We start from the raw sequence: 12631 nt of genomic DNA, 5'->3' as shown, positions 1-12631 counted from the left end.
AAGGTGCGCAAAATGGAGCGGGAACGGTCCCAGTGAGTATCAGCATCAATGACGTGGCCCGCGTGGCCGGCGTGTCCAAGTCCACGGTGTCGCGCGCGCTGGGCAGCGGCCCGGTCAGCGACGAGGTGCGGGCCAAGGTGGAAGCGGCGGTGCGCCAGACCGGCTATCGGCCCAATCTGATGGCGCGGCGATTGCGATCCCAGCAATCCGGCATCCTGGGGGTGATCGTGGCCGACATCCGCAACCCGTACTTCACGGCGCTGATCCGTGCAGTGGAAGAGGTCGCCTACAAGGCCGGTATGCGCGTGACCCTGTGCAATACCGATGAAGATCCCGAGCGCGAGGCGCTATACCTGGAGCTGATGCAGGAAGAACGCATCACCGGGCTGATTTTTGCGCCGACCCGCGTCACGGTGGGGCGTATGCACGAGTTGGCGCTGGATTACCCCACCGTGCTGGTGGACCGCGCCGGCCCCGGCAGCCGCTATGACAGCGTCGTGCTGGACAACGGCGCGGCCATGGCCGAGCTGGTGGCGCATCTGCAGGCGCAGGGCTACCGGCGCATCGGCGGGCTGTTCGGCAGCACCAGCACCACCGCGGCCGAGCGCCGCGACGGCTACCTGGCAGCGATGCGCGCACAGGGGCTGCAGCCGGATTACCGCGAAGTGGCGCCCACCGCCGAGGCGGCGATTGCCGAGCTGGGGGCATGGCTGGCCAACGACCGGCGGCCCGAGGCCATCGTGACCAGTAACAGCCTGCTGCTGATGGGCGCGTTGAAGGCCGCACGCACCGCCGGCCTGCGCCTGCCGCAGGATCTGGCCCTGGCCGGGTTCGACAACGAGCGCTGGACCGACCTGGTCGAGCCGGGCATCACCGTGGTCGAGCAGCCGGTCGAAGACATGGGCCGGGCGGCGATGTCGCTGCTGCTGGAACGGCTAAGCAATCCGCAATTGCCGATCCGCCGCATGGTGATGACAGGACGCTGCGTGGTGCGTGGGTCGACCGGCGCGCGTATTGCGGGCGTGTAGGGCGGTAGCTTTTGGGTGCGGTGGCTTCAACGGTCATTCGTTCGCGCCTGGGCGCGCTCCTACAAGGACGGCTGTCTGCCGCGCGTTGCTGACCTGCACGATGCCGGCGAACCCGAGTGTCACTGAGCGTGATTATTCAGGCCATCGCGCCGATCGCCGCAACCTGTCGGCCATCGCACCCTCGTAGGAGCGCACCCGGGCGCGACGGGGGTTATCGGGAATGCGTTCGCGCCCGGGTGCGCTCCTAGGAGTGGCGGATTTCGCAATGGTTTCCACCGATGCCGCACAAAAAAGCCCCGGCAGTGCCGGGGCTTTTTTGTTGCATCTACTGCCTGACTCAGCGATCCGGGCGGTGGGTTCCACCCTCGTTCTGCACGGCCAGGTATTCCTTGGACTGCTCGTCCAGTTTGTCGCCCAGCATGCGGCGCACCACCACGAAGAACAGCGGGATGAAGATCACCCCGAGCACGGTGGCGAATACCATGCCGCCGATCACGCCGGTACCGATGGAGTGGCGCGAGTTGGCGCCGGCACCGGTGGAGATGGCCAGCGGCAACACGCCCAGGATGAACGCGAACGAGGTCATCAGGATCGGGCGGAACCGCAGGTGCGCCGCTTCCAGGGTGGCCTCGCGCAGGGTCTTGCCCGCCGCCCGCTGCTCCACTGCGAATTCCACGATCAGGATCGCGTTCTTCGCCGCCAGACCAATCACCGTGATCATGCCGATCTTGAAATACAGATCGTTCGGCAACCCACGCAGCATCGAGAAGGTGATCGCGCCCAGCACGCCGATCGGCACCACCAGCAGCACCGCCACCGGAATCGACCAGCTCTCGTAAAGCGCGGCCAGGCACAGGAACACCACCACTACCGACAATGCCAGCAACAGCGTGGCCGCATTACCGGCGATGATTTCCTGGTAGGACATGCCGCTCCAGTCGAAACCGAAGCCCGGCGGCAGATCGTTGTTGACGATATCTTCCATCGCGCTCATCGCTTGGCCGGAACTGCCGCCCGGAGCCGGGTTGCCGACGATGTTCACGGCCGAATAGCCGTTGTAGCGGTTCAGCGCCGGCGAGGCGTAGTTCCACTCGGCCTTGACCACGTTGCTCAGCGGGATCATGGCCGGCTGACCGTCGATACCGGTGGCGGTGGCGCTGGGGGTAAAGAAGTTGCGCAGCGACTCGGGGCCGGCGCGGAACTGATCGTCGGCACGCATGTTGACGCGCTTGATGCGGCCCTCGGCGAAGTAGTCGTTGACGTACACCGGCGCCAGCATCAGCTGGATCGAGCTATAGATATCGCTGACATCCAGGCCCATCGACTGCGCCTGTACGCGGTCTACGTGCAGCTGCAGCTGCGGCGAGTTTTCCAGGCCGTTCGGACGCACGCCCACCAGGGCGTCCTGCTTCTGCGCAGCCTTGCCGAGCACGATGTTGCGCGCATTGATCAGCGCCTCCTGGCCGGCACCGGAACGGTCCTGCAGCCACATATCAAAGCCGCCGAACTGGCCCAGGCCCTGCACGGTGGGCAGGTTGACCACGAAGATCTGCGCGCCCTTGATGCCATAGAAAGCGCCATTGAGTTGCTGGATCAGCTGCTCGGCAGTGACGTCGCGTTCTTCCCACGGCTTGAGCCGGATGAAGCCCATACCGACGTTCTCGCCCGAGCCCAGGAAGCTGAACCCGGCAATCTGCAGCATGCCTTCCACGGCCGGTTGCTTCTGCAATACCGCACGCATCTGCGCGAAGGCTTCATTGGTACGGATCTTGGTCGCGCCCGGCGGCAGCTGCACGATGGCCACCGCAAAGCCCTGGTCTTCTTCCGGCAGGAAGCTACCCAGCATCCGCGTAAACAGGAAGCCGCACAGCACCAGCAGCGCCACGAACGCAATCATCCATGGCGGCGAGCGCTTGAGGGTATGGCCCACCACGCCGACATAGCGATGCGCCAGCTTGTCGTAGTACTTGTCGAAGGTGCGGTAGACCCAGTTCTTCTTGGTGGAGTGGGTGGACTTGAGAAACGCACCGCACAAGGCCGGCGTGAAGCTCAACGCGAGGAAGGCGGAGAACCCCATCGACATGGCGATGGTCAACGCGAACTGCTTGTAGATCGCGCCCGAGGCGCCAGGCTGCAGCGAGGAGGGGATGAACACCGCTGCCAGCACCACGGTGATGGCCACCACCGCGCCGGTGATCTGGGTCATCGCCTTCTGGGTGGCCGCCTTCGGCTCCAGGTGTTCCTCGCTCATGATGCGTTCGACGTTCTCGATCACCACGATCGCATCGTCCACCACGATGCCGATCGCCAGCACCATCGCAAACAGCGTCAGCTGGTTGATGGTGAAGCCGATCATGTACATGCCGAAGAACGTGCCCAACAGCGCCACCGGAATCACCAGCGTGGGAATCACGGTGGCGCGGAAGTTCTGCAGGAACAGCAGCATCACCAGGAACACCAGCACGATGGCTTCCACCAGCGTGTGGATCACTTCCTCGATGGAGATGCGCACGAAGGTGGTCGATTCGTACGGCGCAAACCAGGTCACGCCCTGCGGGAAGGTCGGCTGCAGTTCGTCGAGCTTGGCGCCGACCGCTTCGGAGACGTTCAACGCGTTGGCGCCCGGCAACAGCTGGATACCGAAGGCGCCGGTGGGCTTGCCGTTGTACTGGGTATCGAAGCCGTAGTTGCTCGGCCCCACGGTCACGCGTGCAACGTCCTTCAAGCGCACGGTGGCGCCATTGTTGTCGGTCCGCAGGATGATGTTCTCGAACTGCTCGGGCGAGCTGAAGCGGCCTTCCGCCGACACCGTGGCGGTGAAGCTGATGCCTTCCGGGGTCGGGTCGGCGCCCACCGAACCGGCCGCGAACTGCACGTTCTGGTTGCGCACCGCAGTCAGCACCTGGGTCGCCGACAGGTTGTAGCCCTGCAGTTTCTCCGGGTTCAACCAGATGTTCATCGCGTACTCGGCGCCGAACTGGTTGGTACTGCCCACGCCGGGTACGCGCGAGATCTGCTCGAGCACGCGCGAACCGACGATGTCGTTGAGCGCGTCGCGGTCGATCGACGGGTTTTCCGAGCGCAGCGCGGCCACCATCAGGAAGCCGGCGTTGGCCTTGGCCACCACCACACCTTGCTGGGTCACTTCCGATGGCAGGCGCGGCGTGGCCAGCGACACCTTGTTCTGCACCTGCACCTGCGCGATATCCGCGTCGGTACCGGTTTCGAAGGTCAGCGTGATGGTCACGCGGCCGTTGGCGGCCGAGGACGAGTTGAAGTACAGCAGGTGGTCGATGCCGGTGAGCTGCTGTTCGATGACCTGGGTCACTGCCTTTTCGGCGGTGTCGGCGCTGGCGCCGGGGAAGTTGGCGGTGACGGTGACCTGCGGCGGGGCGATCGTCGGGTACGACTCGATACCCAGATTCAGGATCGAGATCACGCCCGCAAGCGAGATCAGGATCGCCACCACCCACGCAAAGACCGGGTGTTCGATAAAAAACTTAGGCATGTCCGGGTTCCGTCACTGCTGCTTGGACTGGGAGTCGGCCGGTTGCGCGGCCGCATCCTGCTTGGGCTGTTGCTGGGCGGCCGGCGCCGCTGCATCGGCCTTGTCGGCGGACGGTGCGGCTTGCGCGTCGCCACCCTGCGCCGCGGCGGGCGCCGCGCCCGGTGCGCCGGGCTGGCCGCCTTGTGCCGGCTTGTTCGGATCCCACGGCACGCCCTTGGCCGGCTGCCCTTCCTTGGCCTTCTGCACGCCATCGACGATGACCTGGTCGCCCGGCGTCATGCCGCCGGTGACGATCCACTGGCCCTTCTGCTGGCCGTCGACGGTAAGGTTCTTGCGGACCACCTTGCCGTCCTTGCCCAGTACCAGGGCGTAGGGTCCGGTGGCATCGCGCTGCACCGCCTGCTGCGGCAGCAGGTAGGCATTGTTGCGCTGGCCCAGGCCGGCCTTGAAGGTCACGAACGCGCCCGGCAACAGCGATTGTTCGGGGTTGGGCAGGGTCGCGCGCAGCGACACCGCACCGGTACTCGGGTCCACCGTTACCGCCGACACGTCCAGCGTGCCGGGGTGCTGGTACTGCGTGCCGTTGCCCAGCTCCACGTTGATGGAGGACTTGCCGTCGCCGCTGAGCTGGACGTTGCCGCTGCTCTGCGCCTGCCGCAGGGCGGCCAGTTCTTCGCTGCTCATGGCGAAGTTCACATACAGCGGGTCGATCTGGTCGACGGTGGTCAGCAGGGTGGCTTCGCCGGCACCAACCAGTGCGCCTTCGGTCACGCGCTGAATGCCGGCGCGGCCGGTGATCGGCGAGGTCACGGTGGCGAAGCCGAGCTGGATGCGCGCGGCCTCGACCGCGCCGCGCGCCTGTTGCACGTTGGCGCCGGACGAACGCTCGTTGGCTTCGGCGGTGTCGATGTCGGCGCGCGAAACGTACTGCTGCGGCGCCAGGCTGCGCGCACGCGTCGCGGCGATCTTGGCGTTGGTATAGGTCGCTTCGGCGGCGGCCAGCTGGCCCTGCGCCTGCAGCAGCGTGGCCTTCAGCTGCGACGGGTCGATCTGGAACAGCGGCTGGCCTTCGGTGACGTTGGCGCCTTCGGTGTACAGGCGCTTGAGCACCACGCCGTCCACGCGCGCACGCACGTCCGCCGAACGGTACGCCGACAGGCGGCCGACCAGGTCGCGTTCCAGCGGCAGCGTCTGCGGCTTCATCTCCAGCACCGACACTTCCGGCGGCGGCGGTGCCTGCTGTTGTTCGGGCTTGCTGCAGGCAGCCAGCGCCACGGTGATGGCACAGGCTAGGCCGAATGTGCGGAGCGGGGCAATCATCAGGAGGAACTCCGTTAGGGTCTTGAAGTGAGAAGAGAAGGCGGTGCCGGCGTCGGCGCGGCAAGAGCCGGAGCAAACGCACGCAGGAAGGTGTCCACGGCGAACTGCGCCCACCGCTGCCTGGCGGGGAGGCCGGCGCGATGGGGGACTTGAAACCGTTGGCGGTCGAAATCCAGCCCGACGATCATGCTCAGCAACAGTTCGGCCATGAAGTGCGGATCGTCATGCCGCAGTTGGCCAGCGTCGATCGCCTGTTCGAAGCGATGCGCCAGGCGCTGCTGCATGCCGACCACACCCTCGTGGAAGATCTGCTGCGACTGGTCGGGAAACCGGTGCGACTCGGCTTCGACCAGACGGCAGGTCTGTAGCACATCGGGGTTGTTCAGACGGTCAAGATGGGCCAAGGCGAAGGCCAGCAAATCCGCGTGCAGATCGCCGGAGACCGCGCCCAGTTGGCCGGTAGCCAGGTGCACGTGGTCCTGGAGCACATCGCGCAGCAGGTTTTCCTTGCAGCCGTAGTAGCTGTACAGGGTCTGCTTGGAGCAGCCGGCCCGCTCGGCCACGGCATCCATGCTCAGCCGCATGCCGCGCTCGGCCAGCAGCGCATGCACGGCGGCATGGATGCGTCGATCGCAGTCCGAACGCCGGGCAGCACGGTGGGAGTGAGGGATCATGTCGGTAGACTATACCGTCCAGTTTAGTTTTTAAACAGGCTTGACGGCCGCGGCATTGTCTGCACAACGCCTTGTGTGCCAAGCATTTGGCCGGACTTTGCCGGTTGTGGCGATCCAGCCCCGCCTTCCTGCCGTCGCGTCCTCGTCCATACAGAGATGTAGCGCTTTTTGCATGCCGCCAGAGGCCATCGCGGCCCACACATTTGCGCTATGCAGCAAGGCGTCGTCACCGCGCACCGGTACAATTCAGGTTTTCCACCGAGCATTCCAGCTCTACTCATGACAGCCAAGAAAGCCGCTTCGAAATCGTCCACGACGTCGGTCAAACCGGTCGCCGAACGTGCCGTCCCCGTGCTTGCCACCGAACCGCAGGCGGTGACCCTGGAGCCGGTGTTTGCCGCATTGCGCAAGCGCTACCCGGCCGCCCGTCAGGCCGAAGTCCAGGCGTTCGCCGCCGACTTCTACCGGCGCATGGAGGAAGACGAATTCCCGAACCATCCGCCGGAGCAATGGGCGGCGCTGGCATCGGACATGCTGGAGTTCGCGCGCGCGCGCAAGGCCGGCACGGTCAACGTGCGGGTGTTCAACCCGACCTTGAAGAGCCACGGCTACGAGTCGCCGCATACCCTGCTGCAGATCGTCAACGACGATATGCCGTTCCTGGTGGATTCGGTCAGCATGACCCTGGCCGATCTGGGCATCGGCGTGCACGTGCTTGGCCACCCGGTGCTGCGCATCGCGCGCGATAAGGCCGGCAAGCTCACCGCAGTGGGCGAGGGCAGGAGCGAATCGCTGATGGTGCTGGAGATCGACCGCCAGCCGCCGGAAGAAATGCCCAAGCTGGAAGCGGCAGTGCGCAAGGTGCTGGCCGAGGTGCGCGCCATCGTGCAGGACTGGTCGGCGATGCGCGAGCGCATGGTCATGCTGGCCGACGATCTGGCGACCCGCCGTCTGCCGATCGACGACCTCAGCCGGCATGAGGCGCAGGAGTTCCTGCGTTGGGCCGCGGCCGACCACTTCACCTTCTTCGGCTACCGCGAGTATCGGGTGGAGAAGCAGGATGGCCAGGACGTGCTGGCGCCGCTGGAAGAGACCGGCCTGGGCCTGCTGCGCGGGCGCGACACTTCCCCGGCGCGCCCGGTGACCACGCTGGCCGCGCATGGGTTGAACGCGTCGTCCAAACTCAAGGATGCGTTGATCCTGACCAAGACCAATGCACGTTCGCGCGTGCACCGGGTCGGTTACATGGATTACATCGGCATCCTGGAATTCGACGCCAAGGGCCGTATCGTCGGCGAGCAGCGCTTCCTGGGCCTGTTCACTTCCAGCGCCTACAACCGCCGCCCATGGGAAATTCCGCTGGTGCGTCAGCGCCACGAATACGTGATGAGCAAGTCGGGGCTGACCCCGAGCAGCCATAGCGGCAAGGCATTGCGCCACATCCTGGAAACGCTGCCGCGCGAGGAGCTGTTCCAGTCCAACGAGGAGGAGCTGTACCGCACCGCGATGGGCATCCTGGGGCTGCAGGAGCGCGTGCGGAGCCGCCTGTTCCTGCGCCGCGACAAGTACGGGCGTTTCATCTCGGCGCTGGTGTACATCCCGCGCGAACGCTTCAACACCGATGTGCGCCTGCGCATCGAAGCCTTGTTGAAGGACGCGCTGCACGGCGAATACATCGACTCCAGCGTGGTGCTGGGCGAATCGCCACTGGCGCAGCTGCACCTGATCGTGCGTCCCAAGAGCGGCGAGGCGTTGGAGTTCAACACCACCGAACTCGAAGCGCGGCTGGCGCACCTGCTGCGCAACTGGCGCGATGCGCTGCGCGAAGCATTGGTTGCGCGGCATGGCGAGGCCAATGGCCTGCGCATGGCGGCCAACTTCGGCCGCGCACTACCGGCCGGCTATATCGAAGATTCGTCGATCGAATCGGCGGTGTCCGACGTCGAGCATCTCGCCTCGCTGGATGGCCCGGACGATCTGCATCTGAGCCTGCAGGAAATCCGTCGCGACGATGGCGTGCGTCTGGACGCGGGCGAAGGCCTGCGCCTGAAGCTGTACCGCCAGCTCGACGATATTCCGCTGTCCGATGCGATGCCGATGATGGAAAACATGGGCCTGCGCGTGATTTCCGAGCGGCCGTATCGGTTGCAGGTGGGCGAAACGCCGGTCTACATCCAGGATTTCGAGGTCGAATCGACCTCCGGCAAGATCAATGCCGCACACGCCGACGCCAGCTTCGGCGAAGCGTTCGAGCGCATCTGGAATGGCGACGCCGAAAACGACGGCTTCAATCGCCTGATCCTGGCGACCGGTCTGCATTGGCGCCAGGTGGCCTTGCTGCGCGGCTACTGCAAATACCTGCTGCAGACAGCGGTGCCGTTCTCGCAGGCCTACGTCGAAGCCACCTTCACACGCTATCCGCTGCTGGCGCGCTTGCTGGTGGAATTGTTCGAGGCACGCTTCGATCCGTCCACCGGCGCTGAAACCAAGGCACAGATCTTCGCCGGCCAGGAGCGCCTGCGCGAAGAACTGTCTGCGTTGGCAGGCGGCGACGAGGCCACGCTCAAGGCGCTGGAAGCCGTGCTGGAAGCACGCGGCGGCGATCGCACCGCGCAGCAGGACGCTACCCGCGCCACCTTGCTGAAGTTGATGGATCGCGTGTCCAGCCTGGACGAAGACCGCATCCTGCGCAGCTTCATCGATGTGATCGATGCGACCTTGCGCACCAACTATTACCAGGCCGACAAGAACGGCAAGCACCCACACTGCATCAGCTTCAAACTGGATTCGGCGCGGGTGCCGGATCTGCCCAAGCCGCGTCCTTATCGCGAAATCTTCGTCTACGGCCCGCGCGTGGAAGGCGTGCACCTACGCTTCGGCGCGGTGGCGCGTGGCGGCCTGCGCTGGTCGGATCGCCGCGAGGATTTCCGCACCGAAGTGCTGGGCCTGGTCAAGGCGCAGATGGTCAAGAACACCGTCATCGTGCCGGTTGGCGCCAAGGGCGGGTTCTACGTCAAGCGCTCGCCGGTGGGCGGCGACCGCGATGCGATCCAGGCAGAAGGCATCGCCTGCTACAAGCTCTTCATCCAGGGCCTGCTCGACATCACCGACAACATCGTCGGCGGCAAGATCGTGCCGCCGCCGCAGGTGGTGCGTCATGACCAGGACGACCCGTACCTGGTGGTGGCGGCCGACAAGGGCACTGCCACGTTCTCGGACATCGCCAATGGCCTGGCGCTGGATCACGGCTTCTGGCTGGGCGATGCGTTCGCCTCCGGTGGCTCGGTCGGTTACGACCACAAGGGCATGGGCATCACCGCGCGCGGCGCGTGGGAATCGGTCAAGCGCCACTTCCGCGCCATGGGCCGCGATTGCCAGAGCCAGGACTTCAGCGTGGTCGGCATCGGCGACATGTCCGGCGACGTGTTCGGTAACGGCATGCTGCTCTCAAGGCACATCCGCCTGCTGGCCGCGTTCGACCACCGGCACATCTTCCTGGATCCGAACCCGGATGCAGCGCTGTCCTTCGCCGAGCGCGACCGCCTGTTCAAGCTGCCGCGTTCCAGCTGGGCCGACTACGACGCCAAGCTGATCAGCGCCGGTGGCGGCATCTATCCGCGTACGCTCAAATCCATCGACATCAGTGCACCGGTGCGTGAAGCGCTGGGCCTGGGCGCCAGCGTCAAGCAGCTGTCGCCGAACGAACTGATGAACGCCATCCTCAAGGCCCCGGTGGACCTGTTCTGGAACGGCGGCATCGGCACCTACGTCAAGGCGGCCAGCGAGTCGCATGCCGATGTCGGCGACCGCGCCAATAACGGCTTGCGCGTCAATGGCGGCGAGTTGCGCTGCAAGGTGGTGGGCGAGGGCGGCAACCTGGGCCTGACCCAGCTGGGCCGCATCGAAGCGGCGCAGGCCGGCGTGCTGCTCAACACCGACTTCATCGACAACTCGGCCGGCGTGGACACCTCCGATCACGAGGTCAACATCAAGATCCTGCTCAACGACATGGTGCAGGCCAAGAAGCTGACCTATGACGCACGCAACAAGCTGCTGGCGTCGATGACCGACGAAGTGGCCGATCTGGTGCTGTGGGACAACTACCGGCAGAACCAGGCGATCAGCCTGATGGAACGCATGAGCGTCAAGCGGCTCGGCTCCAAGCAGCACTTCATCCGCACGCTGGAACTGCAGGGCCTGCTGGATCGGCAGATCGAGTTCCTGCCCTCCGATGCCGAGCTGTCGGCACGCAAGGCGCGCGGCCAGGGCCTGACCCGGCCGGAGCTGTCGGTGCTGTTGTCGTATTCCAAGCTGGTGGCGTTCCAGCAGCTGCTGGAATCTGACATTCCCGAAGACCCGTACCTGTCCAAGGAATTGCAGCGCTACTTCCCGCAGCCGTTGCAGAAGAAGTACGCCGATGCGATGGAGCGTCACCGCCTCAAGCGCGAGATCATCGCCACCGCGGTCACCAACACCACCATCAACCGCATGGGCGCCACCTTCCTGATGCGCATGCAGGAAGATACCGGTCGCAGCATCGGCGAGGTCGCCAAGGCCTATACCATCAGCCGCGAAACGCTGGATGCGCGCGCGCTGTGGACACAGATCGACGCGCTGGACGGCAAGGTGCCCGAATCGGTGCAGATCGACGCGCTGGAAGTGATCTGGCGTCTGCAACGCTCGTTCGTGCGCTGGTTGCTGCTGCGCCCCGGCCAGATGCCCGGCATCACCGCGGCGGTGGAGCGTTACCACGGCCCGTTCAACGACATCCGCGTGGCGTCGGGCGTGCTGTCGGACGCACAGCGCCCGCAATACGAAGCCAGCGTGCAGGAGTGGCAGGACAAGGGCCTGACCCCGGCACTGGCGCAGCAGTTGTCCGAACTGCGTTATCTGGAACCGGCCTTCGACATCATCGAAACCGCGCGCACCCGCAAGCTCAAGCCGGTGGACGTCTCCAAGGTGCATTTCCGCCTGGGCGAAGCGCTGCGGCTGCCGTGGCTGTTCGAGCAGATCGACGCACTGGAGGTCAACGGGCGTTGGCATGCGGTGGCGCGTGGCGTGCTGCGCGACGAACTGGCCGCACACCAACGCGCGCTGGTCGGCCAGGTGCTGACCATGTCCGGCAGCAGTGCCGAGGACAAGGTGGCCAACTGGCTGTCACGCGACGATTCCAGCCTGCGCTTCACCCTGGCCATGCTCGCCGATGTCGCTGAGCAGAAGACCCTGGATTACCCGACCGTGTCGGTGGCAGTGCAGCGGTTGGGCCAGCTGGCTGCACACGGGGTGTAAGCAACGTGTTGCCGCAATGGTGGAGCGAATGCTTCGCTATCGTGGTGGTCGCGCGACAGCCTAGTTGAGTCAACGCAGAGGCCGCCTACGGGCGGCCTCTTGCGTGCAGGGCCGCCATGAGGGCGCACTTGCCCTGAAGCCGGCTTGCCCACTCGGGCCATCAGGGTGGGTAATAGACGGGTAGGAGTCCGTCGCCGCGCCCAGCCTTACCTCCGGTCTTCGAATTCGGTCTAGGGCGGTGCTCCAAGGCACAATCGGATTCCGGCAGCCACGTCGGTGTTGGCGGTCGCGCTGAGAGCGCGGGCCGCGCCGGGTTAACACCCAAAGAAAAGGGAGCGCTGGCCCGGCGGGAGCAGCTGATCGCTGAACCGGATCTGCGCTGCGGCCCGTCGGGTCGAGTCCTGCTCGCTCTTGGCCACAATCACACGCTCTTCGATCAGGCGCTCGATGGCTGAGCGATAGATGTCCGCGCTGGCGGGCGAGCTGTTGCAGGTTTTCGTAAACAGTTCACCAGGTAATCCCCCCGCCCATTAGCAGACGCCAGAAGTGGAATTTTCTCGTCCCCTTTCTCGAGGAGGTTCCATGAAGAAGTCCCGCTTTACCGACAGCCAGATCATCGCCGTGCTCAAGCAGGCCCAGGCCGGTGCGCCCGTGCCGGAGCTGTGCCGCGAGCACGGCATCAGCTCGGCCACGTTCTACAAGTGGCGCAGCAAGTTCGGCGGCATGGACGTGTCCATGGTCGCGCGCATGAAGGAGCTGGAGGAGGAGAACCGCCGGCTCAAGAAGATGTACGCCGAGGCGCAGCTCAGTAC

General features: G+C 65.3%; 6 protein-coding genes. 3 read left to right on the top strand and 3 right to left on the bottom strand.

From position 1 onward, the window contains the following. The first annotated feature begins 32 nt into the window (after positions 1-32). Positions 33-1028, top strand: a complete 996-nt coding sequence (locus J7360_RS06265) for a LacI family DNA-binding transcriptional regulator (RefSeq protein WP_005917351.1) — start codon at positions 33-35, stop codon at positions 1026-1028. A gap of 337 nt (positions 1029-1365) precedes the next feature. Here the strand turns inward: J7360_RS06265 and J7360_RS06260 are convergent, their stop codons facing one another. The 3 genes from J7360_RS06260 to J7360_RS06250 are packed head-to-tail and all read right to left on the bottom strand — an operon-like array spanning position 1366 to position 6530. Then, the gene (locus tag J7360_RS06260) at positions 1366-4536 is read right to left on the bottom strand and encodes a multidrug efflux RND transporter permease subunit (RefSeq protein WP_209033468.1); all 3171 of its coding nucleotides are present in this window, start codon (positions 4534-4536) and stop codon (positions 1366-1368) included. Between the two features lie 12 nt (positions 4537-4548). After that, a complete protein-coding gene (locus J7360_RS06255) occupies positions 4549-5856 on the bottom strand; it encodes an efflux RND transporter periplasmic adaptor subunit (protein WP_057659554.1) in 1308 nt (435 codons plus the stop codon). A 14-nt stretch (positions 5857-5870) separates the two neighbouring features. Further along, positions 5871-6530, bottom strand: a complete 660-nt coding sequence (locus tag J7360_RS06250) for a TetR/AcrR family transcriptional regulator (RefSeq protein ID WP_057659557.1) — start codon at positions 6528-6530, stop codon at positions 5871-5873. A gap of 279 nt (positions 6531-6809) precedes the next feature. Here J7360_RS06250 and J7360_RS06245 point away from each other — a divergent pair, with 279 nt between their 5' ends. Then, the gene (locus tag J7360_RS06245) at positions 6810-11819 is read left to right on the top strand and encodes an NAD-glutamate dehydrogenase domain-containing protein (protein ID WP_057659559.1); all 5010 of its coding nucleotides are present in this window, start codon (positions 6810-6812) and stop codon (positions 11817-11819) included. 582 nt (positions 11820-12401) lie between these two features. Beyond that, positions 12402-12631, top strand: a 230-nt coding sequence (locus J7360_RS06240) for a transposase (RefSeq protein ID WP_209033466.1), incomplete at its 3' end; no start/stop codon positions are given.

The organism is Xanthomonas sp. D-99 (assembly GCF_017746145.1).
GTDB lineage: Bacteria > Pseudomonadota > Gammaproteobacteria > Xanthomonadales > Xanthomonadaceae > Xanthomonas > Xanthomonas cissicola.
This window is presented reverse-complemented; position numbering and strand designations above follow the sequence as displayed.

Excerpts from the sequence above, each read along its gene's own strand:
- J7360_RS06260 (WP_209033468.1), bottom strand. The coding sequence starts at position 4,536 with ATGCCTAAGTTTTTTATCGAACACCCGGTCTTTGCGTGGGTGGTGGCG.
- J7360_RS06255 (WP_057659554.1), bottom strand. The coding sequence starts at position 5,856 with ATGATTGCCCCGCTCCGCACATTCGGCCTAGCCTGTGCCATCACCGTG.
- J7360_RS06250 (WP_057659557.1), bottom strand. The coding sequence starts at position 6,530 with ATGATCCCTCACTCCCACCGTGCTGCCCGGCGTTCGGACTGCGATCGA.
- J7360_RS06245 (WP_057659559.1), top strand. The coding sequence starts at position 6,810 with ATGACAGCCAAGAAAGCCGCTTCGAAATCGTCCACGACGTCGGTCAAA.